At 31.3% G+C, this 18,789-nt stretch carries 14 protein-coding genes; 9 read left to right on the top strand and 5 right to left on the bottom strand.

Translation table 11 applies throughout. The annotated features are described in order from the left end of the window. Positions 1-27 precede the first annotated feature (27 nt). The gene (locus ACSHW5_RS05375; protein ID WP_435675081.1) at positions 28-1,074 is read right to left on the bottom strand and encodes a 2Fe-2S iron-sulfur cluster-binding protein; all 1,047 of its coding nucleotides are present in this window, start codon (positions 1,072-1,074) and stop codon (positions 28-30) included. 14 nt (positions 1,075-1,088) lie between these two features. Beyond that, complete coding sequence (locus tag ACSHW5_RS05370) at positions 1,089-2,078, bottom strand: aspartate-semialdehyde dehydrogenase (RefSeq protein ID WP_435675080.1); 990 nt, start codon at positions 2,076-2,078, stop codon at positions 1,089-1,091. 549 nt (positions 2,079-2,627) lie between these two features. Here ACSHW5_RS05370 and ACSHW5_RS05365 point away from each other — a divergent pair. From ACSHW5_RS05365 to ACSHW5_RS05355, 3 genes are read left to right on the top strand one after another with little or no spacing between them, the layout of a single operon-like run. After that, a complete protein-coding gene (locus ACSHW5_RS05365) occupies positions 2,628-3,659 on the top strand; it encodes a rhodanese-related sulfurtransferase (protein WP_435675079.1) in 1,032 nt (343 codons plus the stop codon). A gap of 3 nt (positions 3,660-3,662) precedes the next feature. Continuing rightward, positions 3,663-4,919 carry a peptidase U32 family protein gene (locus tag ACSHW5_RS05360; protein WP_435675078.1) on the top strand — a complete coding sequence of 419 codons (1,257 nt, stop codon included), beginning with the start codon at positions 3,663-3,665 and terminating at the stop codon, positions 4,917-4,919. After that, the gene (locus ACSHW5_RS05355) at positions 4,910-5,140 is read left to right on the top strand and encodes a ferredoxin (RefSeq protein WP_435675077.1); all 231 of its coding nucleotides are present in this window, start codon (positions 4,910-4,912) and stop codon (positions 5,138-5,140) included. The genes ACSHW5_RS05360 and ACSHW5_RS05355 overlap by 10 nt, the downstream gene beginning before the upstream one ends. Before the next feature lie 62 nt (positions 5,141-5,202). Here ACSHW5_RS05355 and ACSHW5_RS05350 read toward each other — a convergent pair whose 3' ends face one another. Beyond that, positions 5,203-5,910, bottom strand: coding sequence for a Crp/Fnr family transcriptional regulator (locus ACSHW5_RS05350; protein WP_435675076.1), 708 nt, complete (start codon positions 5,908-5,910; stop codon positions 5,203-5,205). A 615-nt stretch (positions 5,911-6,525) separates the two neighbouring features. Between ACSHW5_RS05350 and ACSHW5_RS05345 the strand changes: the two genes are divergently transcribed. Then, a complete protein-coding gene (locus tag ACSHW5_RS05345) occupies positions 6,526-7,443 on the top strand; it encodes a serine hydrolase (protein ID WP_435675075.1) in 918 nt (305 codons plus the stop codon). A 128-nt stretch (positions 7,444-7,571) separates the two neighbouring features. Further along, a complete protein-coding gene (locus tag ACSHW5_RS05340; protein WP_435675074.1) occupies positions 7,572-10,403 on the top strand; it encodes an Npt1/Npt2 family nucleotide transporter in 2,832 nt (943 codons plus the stop codon). On the opposite strand, the gene ACSHW5_RS05335 is transcribed toward ACSHW5_RS05340, so the two are convergent. Together ACSHW5_RS05335 and ACSHW5_RS05330 are read right to left on the bottom strand one after the other, a co-directional pair. Beyond that, positions 10,393-11,649, bottom strand: a complete 1,257-nt coding sequence (locus ACSHW5_RS05335; protein WP_435675073.1) for a serine hydrolase — start codon at positions 11,647-11,649, stop codon at positions 10,393-10,395. The two genes, ACSHW5_RS05340 and ACSHW5_RS05335, sit on opposite strands and share 11 nt — an antisense overlap. 5 nt (positions 11,650-11,654) lie before the next feature. After that, the gene (locus ACSHW5_RS05330) at positions 11,655-14,561 is read right to left on the bottom strand and encodes a PEP/pyruvate-binding domain-containing protein (protein WP_435675072.1); all 2,907 of its coding nucleotides are present in this window, start codon (positions 14,559-14,561) and stop codon (positions 11,655-11,657) included. An 848-nt stretch (positions 14,562-15,409) separates the two neighbouring features. Here ACSHW5_RS05330 and ACSHW5_RS05325 point away from each other — a divergent pair. From ACSHW5_RS05325 to ACSHW5_RS05310, 4 genes are all read left to right on the top strand, one after another. Then, the gene (locus ACSHW5_RS05325; protein WP_435675071.1) at positions 15,410-15,970 is read left to right on the top strand and encodes a phage tail protein; all 561 of its coding nucleotides are present in this window, start codon (positions 15,410-15,412) and stop codon (positions 15,968-15,970) included. Positions 15,971-15,976: 6 nt separating this feature from the next. Continuing rightward, entirely contained in the window at positions 15,977-16,546 is a 570-nt protein-coding gene (locus tag ACSHW5_RS05320) for a hypothetical protein (RefSeq protein ID WP_435675070.1), read from the top strand. Between the two features lie 191 nt (positions 16,547-16,737). Beyond that, on the top strand, positions 16,738-18,267 hold the full coding sequence (gene ricT, locus ACSHW5_RS05315) for a regulatory iron-sulfur-containing complex subunit RicT (RefSeq protein ID WP_435675069.1): 1,530 nt from the start codon (positions 16,738-16,740) through the stop codon (positions 18,265-18,267). Continuing rightward, positions 18,245-18,745: a gliding motility lipoprotein GldH gene (locus tag ACSHW5_RS05310; RefSeq protein ID WP_435675068.1), complete on the top strand. Its 501-nt coding sequence runs from the start codon at positions 18,245-18,247 to the stop codon at positions 18,743-18,745. Before ricT ends, ACSHW5_RS05310 begins: the two co-directional genes overlap by 23 nt. Positions 18,746-18,789 lie beyond the last annotated feature (44 nt).

Below are 18,789 nucleotides of genomic sequence, written 5' to 3'. Positions count from 1 at the left end.
TTATAAATGTTTAGTTAGATTTATCCTTTAAACATCATCAAAATCTATCTTTATCTTAGATGTTGTGGGGTGTGCTTGACATGTTAAAACCAAGCCTTCATCAATTTCACTATCTGTTAAAATTGAGTTTTTAATCATCACCGCTTTTCCTTCAGTAATTTTACCCAAACAAGAACTACAAACGCCACCTTGACAAGAATACGGAGCATCTAAATCATTACGTAAACTTGCAGCCAAAATATTGTCTGTTTGTTCCATTGTAAATGTTGTTTCCTCGTCATCTAATAAAACAGTTACTTCTGTAGTTCCTTCTTTTATTTCGGAAACAGCTTCTTCATCAACAGTAACCGTAAATAATTCAAAATGAATATGCTCTTTTTTAAAACCTCGTTCAGCAAGTGTTTCAGAAACTTCATTTATCATGCTTTCTGGTCCGCATAAAAATGCAGCATCAAAAGAGGTGGTTTTATAACTATTATTAATGTAAAAATTAGTGTGAGCTTTATCTATTCTACCAAATAATGAACCTTCTAGTTGTTCTCTACTACAAATGTAATGTAGGTTAAAACGTTCTGGATTTGCTTCTTTTAAAGCATCTAATTCTTCTTTAAAAATAGTATCTGCAACTGTTTTATTTCCGTAGATTAATGTAAAAGTAGATGTTTTTTCGTTTGCTAAAACATCTTTAATCATAGACAGAATTGGTGTAATTCCTGAGCCAGCAGCAAAGGCGATATAATTTTTATGTGCTTTTGATTTTAATATAAAGGTACCTTCTGGTTCTGAAATTTCTATAAAATTTCCCGATTTTAATTCTGAGGTTGCGTAGGTAGAAAATGTACCATTTTCTACAGCTTTAATGGTTACTTTTATATAATTATCGGTAGGTGAAGAACAGATAGAATAGGCTCTTCTAACTTCTTTGCCGTTAATTGTTTTTTTAAGTGTTAAGTATTGTCCAGAATGAAATGCAAATTTCTCTTTTAAATTTCCGGGTATTTTAAATACAAGAGAAACCGCATCTGCGGTTTCTCTAATTACTTCTTGTATGCTTACTTTATGAAATGTTGCCATTAAAAATGTGTATTTTACACCAAATTATTTGCTATTAAATATTCGGCAATTTGTATTGTGTTTGTAGCTGCACCTTTACGTAAGTTGTCTGCAACTATCCACAAATTTAAGGTATTTTCTTGAGATTCATCTCTTCTAATTCGTCCAACAAATACTTCATCTTTATTATGAGCATTTATTGGCATCGGATATACGTTATTTGCCAAGTCATCTTCTACAATAACACCAGGTGTTTCACTTAATATCTGGCGTACTTCAGCCAAATCAAAATCATTATGAAACTGAATATTTACAGCCTCAGAATGCCCACCAGCAGTAGGTATTCTAACAGCAGTAGCAGTTACAGAAAAAGAATCGTCACGTAAAATTTTCTTTGGTTCTTTTACCAATTTCATTTCTTCTTTGGTATAACCGTTTTCTAAGAAAACATCACAATGAGGTAAGGCATTTCTACCAATTTTATGAGGATACGCCATTTCACCATCAATACCAGCCTCTTCATTATCTAATTGTTGTACTGCTTTTACACCCGTACCAGAAACAGATTGATAGGTAGAAATTACCACACGTTTCATTTTATATTTTAAATGCAAAGGAGACAAAGCCATTACTAACTGAATAGTAGAACAGTTAGGGTTTGCTATAATTTTGTCATCAGCAGTTAAAACATCACCGTTAATTTCTGGAACCACCAATTTTTTTGTTGGATCCATTCTCCATGCAGAAGAATTATCAATTACCGTTGTACCAACTTCTGCAAATTTAGGAGCCCATTCTAAAGAAGTGTCTCCACCAGCAGAAAACAATGCCACATCTGGTTTCATATTTACCGCGTCTTGCAAAGTTACAATGGTGTATTCTTTACCTTTATAAGATAATTTTTTACCAGCAGATCTTTCAGATGCAACAGGTATTAATTCTGTTATTGGTAAATTACGCTCTTCTAAGACTTTTAACATTACTGTGCCAACCATTCCAGTTGCGCCAACTACAGCTATTTTCATCCGTATATAATTTAATTTAGATTTCTGATTTTGCCTACTCAGGCAAGTTTTTTTTAATGTGCCTTAAAATAGTTTTAAGACGTACTTATAATATTTATGCTGCAAAGATGCTAAAAAAAAACACGAATTAAATTACTTAAAACCCTATAAATAAACCAAAGTTTAAAATTACAGCACAAATTTTTCTATTGTTTAAAATTAAACAGGTTGATGTAAAATTAAAATAAACCAAGTTTTCAATTTTTTTTAGAAGCTATTTCCAGCATGGAGTTTATCTTGAGCGCTGTCGAAAGGCACTCGCTTTTTTTAGTGTGTTCTGGATACATTTTTCCTTCCTTCGTCAGAAAAATCACTCGAAGAGACACTAGAAAAGAACTCAAACAAAGGCTTCAATCTGAGCTAAACTTGTTTACTAGCTACTTTGATTACTGCGTAAAACCTATGAAATCCCTGATGAAAGTCATAAAATTTGTTTCTAAAATTTGTAACTTTGCAATCACAAAAACTGAAACAAATTCAGTTTAAAACGTTAAACCTAATTAGTATAGCATGCAACTGTACAATAAGTTAAGCGCCAAAGAACGCGCTGCATTAATTGATGAAGCTGGCAAGGACCGCCTCACAATATCCTTCTATCAATATTATAAGATAGAAAACCCACAATTATTTAGAGATAAGTTATTCTTAGAATGGAATGAATTGGATGTTTTAGGTAGAATTTACGTTTCTTATGAAGGTATAAACGCTCAATTATCTGTTCCGTCAGAAAACTTTTATGCCTTAAAAGACCAGTTAGACAGTATTTCTTTTTTAAAAGATATACGTTTAAATGTTGCTGTTGAGCAGGATAATAAATCGTTTTTAAAGCTAAAAGTAAAAGTTAGAAACAAAATTGTTGCCGATGGTTTAAATGATGCCACTTTTGATGTTACCAACAAAGGCGTTCATTTAAATGCGCAAGAATTCAATGCAATGTTAGCAAATCCAGATACGGTTTGTGTAGACATGCGTAACCATTACGAAAGTGAAATTGGTCATTTTGATGGTGCTGTAACTCCAGATGTAGATACTTTTAGAGATTCTTTAGATATTATAGAAGAAGACTTAAAAGACAACAAAGAAGACAAAAATTTGTTGATGTATTGTACTGGCGGAATTCGTTGTGAAAAGGCATCTGCGTATTACAAACACAAAGGTTTTAAAAACGTTTTTCAATTAGAAGGCGGTATTATAGAATACACACGTCAGGTAAAAGAAGAAGGAATAGAAAATAAATTTATTGGTAAAAATTTTGTTTTTGATCATAGAAGAGCAGAACGTATTACAGAGGATGTTGTTGCTAATTGTCATCAATGTGGTACACCCTGTGATACGCATACAAACTGCGCAAATGAAGCCTGTCATTTATTATTTATTCAATGTGATGAATGTTCAGAAAAAATGGAAAATACCTGTTCTACAGATTGTCAAGAAATAATTCAGTTGTCTTTTGAGGAGCAAAAAGAACTCAGAAAAGGCAAAGGAAACAGCAATAAAATCTTTAAAAAAGGAAGATCGGAAGTTTTAAAGTTTAAGAAGTAAGACATGCAAAAAATCGAATTAATGGCGCCTGCTGGTAATTTTGAATCTATGCAGGCTGCTTTGGATAATGGTTGCGATTCTATTTATTTTGGAGTAGAGCAACTAAATATGCGCGCAAGAGCATCTATCAATTTTACTTTAGATGATTTAGAAGAGATTTCTAAACGATGTTCAGAAAAAAATGTAAGAACCTACTTAACGCTAAATACAATTATTTACGATCATGATTTATCAATAGTAAAAACATTGATAAAACGTGCAAAAGAAGCAAATATTACTGCTGTAATTGCTATGGATCAGGCGGTAATTTCTATGGCTCGTGAACAGCAAATGGAAGTGCATATTTCTACGCAAATAAACATTACAAACATAGAAACGGTTAAGTTTTATGCACTATTTGCAGATACTATTGTGTTAAGTAGAGAGTTGAGTTTACGACAAGTAAAAAAGATTACAGAAGATATAGAAAAAGAGCAAATAAAAGGGCCTTCTGGAAGATTAATAGAAGTTGAAATTTTTGGTCATGGAGCTTTGTGTATGGCGGTTTCTGGTAAATGTTATATGAGCTTACATTCGCATAATTCATCGGCAAACAGAGGTGCTTGCAAGCAAAATTGCAGAAAAAAATATACGGTAATCGATCAAGAAACTGGTTTTGAAATGGAGTTGGATAATGAGTATATTATGTCTCCAAAAGATTTGTGTACCATCGATTTTTTAGACCAAGTTGCAGATGCAGGAATCAAAGTTTTAAAAATTGAAGGTAGAGGAAGAGCTCCAGAATATGTTGCCAAAGTAATTAAATGTTACAGAGATGCCATTGATAGTTTGGCAAACGGAACCTACGATAAAGAAAAAGTAATTTCTTGGATGCAAGAATTAGAAAAAGTCTACAATCGTGGTTTTTGGAATGGCTATTATTTAGGTCAGAAATTAGGAGAATGGAGTAAAGAATCTGGCTCACATGCCACGCAAAAGAAAGTCTATGTAGGCAAGGGAGAACATTATTTTGATAAAGCTAAAATTGGTCAGTTTAAAATTGATGCGTACGATGTAAATATTGGTGATACAATTCTAATAACTGGTCCTACAACAGGTGCGCAAGAAATGGAATTGAAGCAAATGTTTGTAAATGATAAACCTTCAGAAAAAGCCACAAAAGGAGATGAAGTTACCATGAAATTAGACTTCAAAATAAGAAGATCAGACAAGTTGTACAAGATTGTAAAAACAGAATTCGCAGAAAAGGAATGGTTGTAATTACATTACAAAGAAACAAATGTATTGGTTGCAATTACTGTGTAGAACTTGCTCCAAGTCAGTTTCAAATGTCTAAAAAGGACGGGAAATCTGTGTTATTACATTCTGTAGAGAAAAAAGGTTTTTTTACCGTAAAATCTTTTGATGAATCTATTTTTGATTGTTCTATTGAAGCAAAAAAGGCATGCCCTGTTAATATTATTGAGGTAAAACAAATTTAATAAGTACACAAATTATAAAGAAAGTCCTCATTTTGAGGTCTTTTTTTATGAAATAAAATGATTTAAACGCTATATTTTTCCTCGGCTACTGCAAGAAGAAGCTGTAAGTTTTTAACATTAATTTGTTTTCGGCTTACCGAAATGGCTCCACACTTTTTTAGCTCTTGAATATGTCTGTTAACTACCGCTCTTGTAGTACCAATTAAACCAGCAATTTCTTCGTTAGGAAGATTATTGATTAATTCTAATTTTCGAGTTTCTCCATTAATGTTTTTTAAAAGCAACTTGGCCAGGCGAACTAAAGTACTATGCAATGTAACGTCAGTTGCTGCATTCATTAATTGTTGCATTCTTTCGCCTAAATAATGCATTATTGCTTTATGTCCCTCCGGATTTTGATGTATCCAATGTCGCATTTGGTCTACGGGTATTTTTAATACTTCTAAAGGATCTATTGCTTCCCAATAAACATCATGAGGTTTGGTGTCTAATAAAGACAATACATCAAAAACATCTCCTGCAGATAGTACAAAAACGGTATGTTCTCTTCCAGTATCAGGATTCGATTTAAACACTTTAAGTCTTCCGGAAATGATAAAGTGAAATGTATAGGAAACTTCTAAACTACTTTTAAAACTTTTTGCAACCCAAAATTCTGGGGTCATGGATTCCAATAATTCTTCAATGGATGTAGTATTGAAACTGCTATAAAAAGAAGAGTTTATTAAAGCCTGCTTATATAATGAAAATTGGTCGTTGCTTTTGAGCATTATTTTTTTTAATAAGATGGTAAGATACTTAAATTCTATATAATGAATACGCTAAAGAAATGGAGCAATTAGTTTTAATTTTCATAAATTTCCTCTATTTACTAAATATGCCTGTTTATGAATAGTATTTCAAAGTATTGAAAACCTAGTATTTATGATTTTTTTTATTTGTACAGTTCATAACCTTGTATTGAACGAAAAGAGATATTCCGAGAAAAGTACTTCGATAATCAAAGTCTTAAATAGAATTCATGTTTATTCTTTACATTAAAACTCCAATGTTTTAGTGTGCCAATTGGATAAAGAATAACATTAAAAATGGGTTAAACAGCATTATTATAATTGTGGCTATTTGTTAGTTAAATTATTCTTAATTCAACTTTCATGCTACTTAAGTAGCTGTAGCTGTTCCTTTAAATAGATAAATTTGTATGTCCATTTGGTTTTGGTGGTACTCTGATGGTAAAATTTTATTTACTTTATAAGGAAATTTATATTTTAAGGGTAATCATAAAACTATTTTATTATTTCAATAGATAAAAAGAATATTGAAAAATGTAATTGGAGAAATTAATTAAATACATTTGTGTAACTTATTGTAATTCTATACTTTAAATGAAAAACAGAATTTTAATCCTATTAAGTTTTATTACATTTAACCTTTCATTGTTTGGCCAAAAAGGCTTGCCAATTAAGATAAATGATTCTAATATTAAGCCATTAATGTCTCTAAATGATGCGAATTTACAAGCTAGTTTAGAGAAAGAACTCAACGCAAATCCTAAGTGGAAAAGTTTAATTGCTAATAAAAAAATGGCTGTTGGTATTGTTGATTTAAGTGATACAAATAATGTAAGATATACCAGCGTAAATGGCAATTATATGATGTATGCTGCTAGTTTGCCTAAAATAGCCATTCTATTGGCTGCCATGGATGCTATTGAAAACGGAGAGCTCAATGAAACACTTGAGGTTAAAGCCGATATGCGATTGATGATTAGTAAATCTAGCAACCAAGCCGCTACTAAAATGATTGATAGAGTTGGGTATGACAAGATTGAAAGCGTAATGACAGATCCAAAATATATGTTTTATGATGAAGATCATGGTGGTGGGTTATGGGTTGGTAAACGTTATGGAGGTAGTGGAGATACTCATAGAGAACCTCTTAAAAACTTGAGTCATGCAGCAAGCGTTAGTCAAGTTTGTAGATATTATTATTTATTGGCTCATGGTAAATTGGTGAATGAAAAGCGTTCTAAGCAAATGTTAGAAATTATGGGTAACCCAGAATTACATCATAAATTTGTTAATACGGTTGAGGAAATAGCACCCAATGCAAAATTATTTAGAAAATCGGGTTCTTGGAAAACCTATCATTCAGATTCTATTTTGGTTTGGGGAAATGACCCTAAAAGGCGTTATATTTTGGTAGCATTAGTTGATAACCCTAATGGTGAGCAAATTATAAGAGGATTAGTTAAACCTATAGAAAGAGCACTAAAAACAAGAAAGGTTTCAAGTAAAAAGTAATCTTTATATGGGCTTGCCTAATAATACAAAATACTAGTAATTTTAGTTAATATCTTCATGCAATGTGTTAGTTTTGTATACCAATTATTATACAGAGTTTTTTAAATAAAATTGAATTAACCTAGCCCATGTCAATTATTTATACGCTTAAATTATTCATTCTTAAAGTTTTTGATTTAAAAGAAGAGGAGTTGAAAAAAACTCTTTTACTTCAGCTTAATATATTTATAATTATTACAACACTATTAATTATAAAGCCAACGGTTAATTCATTATTTCTTTCAGAACTTACTTCAGATGCTCTACCATTAGGCTATGTTTTAACAGCCATATTTGCCATTGTTGGGTATCATTTTTATGACAGAGCTTTAGAGAAATATGCTTTAAATATTATTATAGACCGTACAATTATGGGGTCTGTAATCTCTTTAATTCTATTTGCCGTGGCTTTTAATTTTAATCTCGCAAAGGATGTGTTGTTATTCATTCCCTATGTGTGGATTGCCATTTTTGGATTATTAACAGCCTCTCAATTCTGGATTTTAGCAAATCTTGTTTATAATGTACGCGAAGCAAAACGTGTTTTTGGTTTTATTGGTGCTGGTGCTATTGCTGGTGGTATTTTTGGAGGTTATTTAACATCTTTATTAACTAATTTTTTAGAAACAGAAGATTTATTATTTGTTGCGGCTGTTTTGCTATTGGGTTGTATTCCCATAACAAGATATATTTGGAAGCATGAAGTGGTGAAGTTAAACCCTTTTCAGGTATCATTAAGAATAACACCAAAAGGAGATTCTCCAATTAGACTTATTAAACAATCAAAATTATTAAGTTTAATTGCTGTTGTAATTGGTATTAGTGTCTTGGTAGCAAAACTAGTTGATTATCAATATAGTGATTATGCATCAAGATTAATTACAGACCAAGAAGAACTCACGTCTTTTTTCGGGTTTTGGTTTTCTACGCTAAGTGTTATTTCATTATTAATACAGTTGTTTTTAACAAAACGAATTGTGGGAACTTTTGGTGTAGGTAAATCATTATTGTGGTTGCCTTCTGGAATTTTAATAGGGTCTGTTTTATTGTTCTTAATACCTCAATTATGGGTTGTTGTATTTATAAAAATAGTTGATGGTAGTTTAAAACAGTCTGTAAATAAGGCAGCTACAGAATTACTATCAATACCTATTCCTATAGAAATAAAGAAAAAAACCAAAACGTTTACAGACGTTGTAGTTGATAGTATTGCAACGGGTTTAGCTGGTTTTATTTTAATATTTTTAATTAACGGATTGGATATTCCTTCTATTTATATCAGTATCATTATAATTGCTTTAATTATAATTTGGTTGTATTTTATTTATCATCTAAGAAGAGCATATATTACTGCTTTTAAAGGTTTGTTTGAGGAAAAAAGCAACGTAAAAAAAGAGAAGAGTAGCAGTAAAGTTGAGGTAAACATTACGTCTATTGTAGATACAGTACAACGTATTTTAACTTCGGGTAACGAGCATCAAATTTTACACATGCTTCAAAAAACATTAGAAGTTAAGGATGAACGTTTTTTTGTTGCTATTAAAAATCTTTTAAGCCATTCTTCATCTAAAGTAAAGGTGTTAGCTATTGAAAACTTATACTTTTTAAAATCTGAAAACTTATGTGATAGTATCGAGTCCATGGTTTTTGATGATAATCAAGAAGTAACTACAACAGCTTTTCGATATTTGGTAAAACATTATAAGAATAATACGGTTGAACTTTTTAGTACCTATTTAGAAAGTGAAGACAAAACCATTAAAAATGCAGCACTTGTTGGTCTTTCTTCTGAATTAAGAAATAATGTGGTGCTTCAAAATAGATTTAGTTTAGAGCAGAGAATTGAAAATGCCTTAGTTGAATTCAATAATATGTCAAGTGATATTGACAGAACCTATAAAATGCAAGCTATTCTTGATGCAATAGGCTACTCAAGGTTAGAACGTTTTTATAATGTGATTAGGGCAGAACTTAATTCTGAAAATGTAGAAATACGTAAAACAGCTATTTTAAGCGCTTCAAAAACCTTAGACAAACAATTTATAGATCTTATCATTAGTCATTTGTCAATTAAAGAAACTCGTAAACAAGCTGTTGATGCGCTGTTTTTTTATGGAGAATCTATGATTGATATTTTATTTAATAAGGTTAAAAATGAATTAGTTGATAATGAAGATGTTCCTTTTGTGGTTACAACTATTGAAAAATACGCTTCACAAAAGGCTATTAAAAAATTAATGCAATTGACACAGGGAACGGAACACCTCATAAAAATTGAGGCTATTGAAGCCGTAAAACGATTAAAATGGAAATATCCTTATTTAGTCATAAAAGATCGTTTTATTATTGATACTATTTTAGATGAATGTTACTTGTATCAAAACACACTTTCGGTGATTCATTCTCAAATAATTATTCAGTATAAGAAGAAAAATCAGAACCCGGAAACAGAAGAAAATAAAGCAAGAAATGCACTTATTAATTTATTGGAACAACGTTTGGATAGGCAATTAGAACGTATGTTCCGTCTACTAGGAATTAAATATCCACCAAAAGATATAGACCCTATTTTTAAGACCATTTTAAATGGTAAGGAAGCGCAACGCAATCATGCCATTGAATTTTTAGATAATATACTAGATAAGCAACTTAAAAAAGAATTAATTCCTGTGGCAGAATCAATTTTATTTGAAATGAATTCCGAAGAAAAAATAAAGAAACTCAACGTTAAAATATTAAGCGAAACTGAATGTTATCATGCGCTTTTAAAACGAAAAGATTTCAAACTTAAATTATCTGTATTGTATCTTTTAGAAAAAACTAAAAATCCTACTTTTAATTCACTTCTTCAAATGGTGATTCAAACCGATTCAAACGAAAAAATAAAACAACGAGCTGAAGAAATTTCAGCTATTGTCTAATCACTTTATCAATACTAGCAGCTAGCATCATGTGGTCTGTAGCTGAATTTTTGCGTAATACATTCGTCATTAACACCACAATGTAATTACAATTATCAGGATGTTCTACAATGGCTACAGAGTTCATGAAATTTTGAACATTGCCCATATATTTTCCGCAGGCTTCACCATTACTTCTATCACATTTATACAAACTCCCCGATTTAAAATATACCGCTGCTTCTTTTAATACCGGTGATTGTGCGTATCTAATGCGTCTGTCGGTCATGTACATTAAACGCTTCATTTCTAAGCTAGATTTCTCATCTATAACATTTCCTTGTTCAAGTTGTACTAAAAATTTCATTAAGCCAATAGTAGTTCCAATACTTCCGCCTTTGTCACCTACATACGTGTTGGCACCTCTTGTGAAAAAGCTACCCAAACGCCATTCATCATGTGTAATTCCTAATTTTCTTAAGGGTAAATTAACCACATCATTACCAATATCTGTCAATTCTTTTTTGTTAGCTGTTTTAAAATAAGCATCAGCTTCCTCTTGTGTTAATGTTGGGTATTTATTACCAAAAACCTGCATTAAAAGCACTTCTCGCCAAACAATACTAGCGGCTCCGTTATTACTAACAGATAACATGTGGTCTGCCCATTCGAAAAGGGTAAACACATCGCTAGCAATTACTTGTCGTTTTACTAATTTTTGAGTTTCTATGTTATAAATAGGAATGGTGTGTTCATCCGTCAAGCCCCATACACCTGCTTTTACAGATTTAGTACGCAGTAATTTTAATCGATTTTCAAAATCATTTGGATAAATTTTTGACAATTGGTTGAATAACCCAACTAAAACCGCTAGTTTACCAACGCTTCCTGGTTGATAACCCGCTGTTTCATTTCGTTGAGCAAATCGTATGTGGTTTATGTCTGAAAAATCTAAAACCGCTAATGAATAACTCTTATCTAAACCTCTAAATAAATTACTAATCTCTTTTTGAAAAGGTTCATTCACTTTTAAATAAGACTGTACGCTGTCATTCTTTTTTGAAAGTAAATTCAATTTAATATCCATATAAGATTTTAAAGCACCAGCAGGAAGTGCCGAAGGATCTTTAAGTTCGCCACTTTTTATGAGTTCTAAACGTTTTAAACGCTTAATACCCGTGTGAGAGTAGCCATCAATAGGATAATAATTTATGGTAAAAGCAGCACAAACTAAAAGTACAACAAATGTTAAAATATATTTTTTCATGTTAATTATAATTTTGTTGAAAGTGAAATCACTTTATTTTTATCGATTATAGGAGTAATGGATTCTAAATACTCAGAGCTTAATGCTTTTTTGTTTTCTACAAACGGACGAATTTGAAAGAGCCATAGTTTATTGTCTTTAAAGCCAAGTTCCACATCATACGCACCTTTGTAATCTGAATGTGTTTCCTTTGGAAGTGTTTCACGAATCGTTTTTGTTAAAGCTAGTATTTCGTTAATATTTTGTTGATTTAATATAGGATTTTCAAAGGTTGCTAGTTTCTTTAACATGCCGCCTGTTTCTGGTAAACTATTGTAATGTTGCTCTCTTGCGGGTGCTAAAAATTGAGTACCTCCGTTCATTTTAATTAAATACGTTTCTGCTGATTGCCCATCTACAGCACCACCTGCACCTCGGCTAAAGGCTATTGTTAAATCTTCTTCGTTACCATTACTAATGCCTTTTGTAATTAGAACACCAGAATAATCAACATCTACACTCGGAATCACTAAAATGGAAGGAAATACATTTTCAGGATTTAACAAGTATTTTTGACGCCATTTAAAACTGCGCTCTGTATAAGGCGATGCCCAAACGGCTTTTATACCTTCTAATATTTTGTTTTTATCCGCTACATTAAAAAGCGTTAAATTTAATCCTGCACCTGTAAAATCCTTAAGATCTTCCATGTTTGTATCACTTCTTAAAAATACCGGTATTTTACCTAAGTCTTTCCCTAATATTTTTTTAAAATCGACTTCTAATTGCGTTACAAATTCTGGTTTTAAAGTAATCTCTTTAATGGCGTTTCTTAATATTGCTAATTGTTGAAGTTGGTATTCTTCAACTTTTGTCTCATCAATGCTATCTTCTCGCATTTTTTCAGCTTTCGCAAACATGTTATTTAAAAACGTCCAATAGGAAATAGTTTCATTTGGCATGTTCTGATTCATGTGTTCTTTGAAAATACCGAACGGAATAACCAAGCCTTCCACAACTTTTTCAGGGAACATTTTTTTTAGTTGACCTAAGTTAGCGGCTTTTGGTCCACAAAGCTTCCCTGAATCGTTAGCATCAACATTGCGCAGGTTTAAAATATTGGTTTCTGTTAAACGAATATTTTTAACAGGAACTTCAATTTTTTCTTCATTTCGTTCTTTCTTTAAAAATAATAAACGCTCAGCTTTTGTCATGTTTGTTGCTGGTTTCAGTATAATATTTCCTTTATTTGAAACCGCATAAAATACTTTCTGACCGTTGTATTTTTTTAAACTCTTTAAATTATCATCAGACAAAGCCGCATTTGGAATGCCTAAATTTCTAGCCAATAATTGCACATGAGACACCATATTGCCTTCTGATACTGTGGCAATACCTGCTATAGGTTTTAAATCTGCAGGCGATCGTTGAAAAATATATATTTTATCAGAAGATACTTCAATCTCATCTGGCGAACCATCAACAACAACCAACTCGCCAAAGGCATAACCAGGGTTTAAACCTCTAAATGAGCTTTGGTTAGTAATGTCCATAACTTTATTAGTTAATGCAGATTCTTTGGCAATAAAATCACCTAATAAACCAACACTTTCACCTAGATATAATGCAATTGAGCCTCTAATTCTGTCGTCGATAAAACCATAGGCTTTTGGTTCAAAATCCGTATATAAATCGGTGGTGTTTTGGTAGTTTGCTTTTACCATAGAAGAACTCCATTCTACCAGGCGTCTTGCGTCTTCTAATACTGTGGTTAATTCGTTTAGTGATAAATTTCCGTCGCTAACCAATGGTGTCTTTAGGTTTATTTGATCCCATTCTGTTAACTCAATATAGCCAGAACCCGCCGTTGCCATTCCTAAATAACAAATTTTTGTAAGTATTTGCTGCACATTTTTAGGTTGCCATTGTGGTGCGTTTTTAAAAACAATTTCTTCCAATTTTAATGATAAATCTAGCAGTTGTAATCGTGCTAAAGGGCGTTTTTCTTTTAAAAGAGATGTTCTAATATCCATTAAAAGTTCTGCAGTTTCAGGGATTAATTTTGATGCTGAACTTTCTGATGAATTTGCAGCAATAAAACTTGCTATTTTTTCACCAATAGCGGTGTTTCTAAATAATGATGATTTGTTAACCAATGTTTTAATATCAATAGGCTTATAATAAGATTGCATGGTGGTAATAAGTTCATCAACCTTTTTAGATTGTGCAACAGAAAGTTGAGCTTTGTATTTGTTTTTGAAGCTTATAATTTTAGAAATATCGGCAAATTCTGGTTGACTATGGATTTTAACCCGTAAATCCATAAACTGAATAAATTCATCTGAAATAACTTTAGATTGACTTCTAATGATTTGCGATAAATTATTATCACCATTATGAGGGACATCTTTTAATGATTGACGAATTAAAAAATAGTTTTTTTCGATGTTTTTATCAGTACTTAAAAGCCATTTGTAAAAATCGATTCCCCAAGCCTCTTCGTCTTCAGATTGAATAGCACCTCTATAAAACTGACCTTTTTCATTAATCCAACCATTATCAATAGCACGTAAATATTTGTCAAGTTGATATTGTTTAAGTCTAGAATGGTTGTTTTCGATATCCCAAAATTCATCTTTATTGGTGTAGGCTAATATTTGCCCTAAATAGATGTTATTCATTTTTCCTAATGTAACAACAGCATCCTTATAACGCGCATGTTGTACTCCTGGACCAATAATATTTGGACATGGGTCTTTGGGTTGTCTTAAGCTACCGTCTGTACAAAACCAACGAATGTCTTTATATGGTCCACGAAGATCTTTCTTGTATTGAAGAATTTGTTGAACTATTTCTTCAGTACTAATTTTTTGAGAAAATCCATTGCTAATAAAAGCAATCAATATTATACTAAGTGAAATTATTTTTTTCATTTGAAATTGTAAAATATATTCTTAGTTATATAATAGCTGTTTTCTAGGAAATACAGCGTTTTTTTAAATTTTATATACTGCTAAAATAATAGGAACCTGTAGAGTAAACTACTACTAAAGTAGCACTTTAAAATTATTTAAATTATCAATTACCCGTTGTGCATTAAAATATAAGATAAGAAATTGTTCATTTTAATGTAAATTAGTTACAATAAGCAACTTAATTGTAAATTACGAAAGAATATTGGAAGTTTTATGAAAAATATTAAAAGAACAATTTTTAAGGGATCAAAATAACCAAAGTATAGATTTAAGCCGAGTATTCTTATATGACATCAATTATTTTCTGGGTAATAAAACTGAAATTATCAATTGTACTTTAATTAGTGATCGAGGGTATTTATCCCTAGAAAATTAACTTAACTTTTTTGAAAGCTCTATTATAAGGTTGCCTACTCTATTGAGAAATAATCAGAATAATTCTAAAAAAACAACCAAACTCGTTTAGAAAATCTAGAAAAAGGATTGAAACCTTATCTCCCTAACCTTTGGATCAATTTATAATTAGAAGAAATTACGTTAAGTATTTTAAAATTAGTTATTTATAAATAATTATAGAACGGAGCTGGTAACTATACAATATATTAATAAATGTTTTTATGAAAATAACTTTCAAGAATTAAATAGGTATTTATACCTAGTAAAATATAATTGTAAAATCATTATATTTTGAACCCGAAAAACGATTTTTTAATTCCTTATAAAAAATTTTTACTATTAAAAATAGCATTACATAGTACTTATAAGTTAAGGAATTAAATCAATAATTAACTTAAAACCAATTAGATATGAAAAAACTATTTTTTGCAGCAATTTTATTTATTTTTATTGCAACGGAATCAAATGCACAACAAGACGGAATGTTAGGTGAGGTAAAACTCTTTGCTGGGAATTTTGCGCCAAGAGGCTGGGCTCTTTGTCATGGTCAATTATTACCTATTAACTCAAATACAGCTTTGTTTTCCATTTTAGGAACTACGTATGGAGGAGATGGACGTACAACTTTTCAGTTGCCAGATTTAAGATCTAGAGTTCCGGTAGGAGCTGGAACTAGTCCAGGGTTGCCTACAACTAGATTAGGTTATAAGTTTGGAGCACCAACAACAAATTTACCGTTAACAGCTTCAATTCCGCAAATTGTTAGTATACCTGTGCATGAAGTAAATCCGGATGGAGAAAAATTAGTAAAAGGAAATAGTGCTTTATTATCTGTTGGAAATGCTAAAACAAGTTCATTATTAGTTAAAGGTGAATCTAAGGGAAATTCTATTCCCGTTAATAATTTACAACCTTCTCTAGGAATGAATTATATTATTTGTTTAGTAGGAACATTTCCTTCACGTAATTAATAGCTTATGAAAAGATTTTTATTCATATTAGCTGCTTTATTTTGTATGCAAAATACAATAGCGCAAGAATTTACCCAAAACGAATTAATAGAATGGATGGGATACAATAAATCTGAAAAAGATAGTATAAACGTTGTATCGGTAAATAATGATTGGCATAATTTCAGAAATGCCAAAATGGAACTTTTAAAAGGAGAAAGTCTAAAGAAACCAAGTTTTGTAGTATCATCTAACTTGCAATATTTATTATATTTTGATGATAAAGATTTGCCTGTTTTAGGAAAAGTTACCAATACAAAAAGGCAAGAAGAAGATGAGTTGGTACAAGTAGAGGTTGTTTATCAGTTTCCAACAGTAAAGGCAGGTTGGTTGCAAGCATCAGAAACTATACTTTATATTCAGGCCTCAGACGGAAACGTACAATATGTAAATCCGAATAAACAATATTGGGGTCTTACAAATGGTAGAGATACTAACAAAGTACTTTTGTACAAGGTAAATAAACTAAAAGTTACCAATGATGGTAGAATAGTGTTACTAGATAAAAATGATTCTGAAATTTGGTCGCATCATTAACGATTTTAAATTATATAAAAAAAAGGCATCTTTGGATGTCTTTTTTTATGCAAAAATTTTAATTCTCAATTTCATTCAGAATACGTATATTTACTGATTAGTCTTTGTTAAGTTGTTGTTTTTCTATCAACTTGATAATCAATTTACGAACGGTAAAAAGCTGAGAGCTTTTCTAAAAATATATAGATTACATGGCATGTGGAAGTTGTGGTACAACAGAAAATGGCGTACCAAAAGGTTGTAAGAGTAATGGTAATTGTGGGTCAGGAACCTGCGGAAGCGGTAGTAATAAACTAGCTGTTTTCGATTGGTTGTCTAATATGACAATGCCAAGTGGTGAAGAGCGTTTTAATATTTTTGAAGTCCGTTTTAAAAACGGAAGAAAACATTTTTATAAAAATCCAGATAATGTACCCATAACTATGGGAGATATTGTAGCGGTAGAAGGTTCTCCAGGACATGATATTGGTACGGTTTCTTTAGCAGGAGAATTGGTAAAAGTGCAAATGAAAAAGCGCAAAATTACCGCTGATCATGAAGATGTTAAGAAAATTTACAGAAAAGCTAGTCAAAGAGATATCGATATTTGGCAACAATCTAGAGATAAAGAAATAGAAACTCAAAGAAGAGGTAGAGAAATTCTTGGTCGTTTAGGTTTGCAAATGAAGCTGTCTGATGTAGAATACCAAGGAGATGGTAATAAAGCCACTTTTTATTATACAGCAGAAGCTAGAGTAGATTTTAGACAGTTAATTAGAGATTTTGCAAGTGCATTTTCTATTAGAGTAGAAATGAAACAAGTAGGCGCAAGACAAGAAGCGGCACGTTTAGGTGGTGTTGGTTCTTGTGGAAGAGAATTGTGTTGTTCTACCTGGTTAACAGATTTTAGAAAAGTGTCTACTTCTGCAGCCCGATACCAACAATTATCTTTAAATCCGTTAAAATTGGCGGGACAATGTGGCAAACTTAAATGTTGTTTAAACTTTGAATTAGACACATATTTAGACGCTTTAAAACCGTTTCCAAAACAAGATTTAGTATTAAAAACGGAAAAAGGAGAAGCTGTTTTTGTAAAGATGGATATTTTTAAAAATCATCTTTGGTACACGTATAAAGAAGAACGTTTTAAGTGGTTTAGATTAACCTTAGAACAAGTCTTAGAAATTATTGATTTGAATAAAAATAACGAAAAATCTATTTCGTTAGAAGAATATGAAGCGGATGTTGAAATTCCTGTAAAAGTAGATTTTGAAGATGCAGTTGGGCAAGATAGTTTAACACGTTTTGATGTGCCAAAAACTAGCAAGCGCAGAAGAAATAACAGAAATAAAAATAAGAAAAGACCGGTTGGTGCTGCAGCAAATAATACAACGGCAAAACAAAATACAAGCAGAAAGCCACAAGCAAGAACGCAAACAAAGCCTCAGACTAAACCTCAGGCAAAGCCAAGGCCACAACAAAAACCACAATCAAGAACACAGGCAAAGCCTGCAGCAAAACCAAAACAACAAGCAAAGCCGCAAGCAAAACAACAAAATAAGCCGCAGCCAAAGCCAAGGCCACAACAAAAACCGAGACCAAACCCTAGAGCAAACACAAATGCTAATTCTGATGATAATCAAGCAAATGCAAAGGTAAATAAGAAGCCAAAACCGAGAAGAAATAATAATAGAAATCGTAAAAATAACAATCCACAAAATGGAAACGATTCTGAAAAATAGTAGTTATATAAGCATTCTATTCATGTTTTTTTTGATGATATCATGTGTAGATACATCAGAATACAATCAATATAAATCTATAAAAAACGCTTCTTGGGAAGCCAATAAAAAAGAGTTTTTTGAGTTTGATGTTTCAGATACTATTTCTCCAAGGAATTTGTTTATCAATATTAGAAATAATAAGAAATATCCTTTTAGTAATTTGTATGTAATTGCAGAACTAAATTTTCCGGATGGTAAAAGAATAGTAGATACATTACAATATGAAATGACAGATAATTCTGGAAATTTTTTAGGCAAAGGTGTCTCGGAAATTAAAGAAAATAAATTGTTTTATAAAGAAAATAAATTGTTTCCGATTTCTGGAACCTATGTATTTAGTGTGAGACAAGCAATGCGCAAAAACGGAGAAGTAAATCCTATTCCTTTTCTAGAAGGAATTAGTGACGTTGGTTTTAGTATAGAAAAAATTGAATAGAATCCGTTATCACGGAAAAGAAAAATGAATTAAATTTCAACAAT

Source organism: Polaribacter sp. (genome assembly GCF_051251875.1).
Classification (GTDB): Bacteria; Bacteroidota; Bacteroidia; order Flavobacteriales; family Flavobacteriaceae; genus Polaribacter.
Note: the sequence above shows the minus strand (reverse complement) of the source record. Positions and strands in the feature narration are given on the sequence as shown.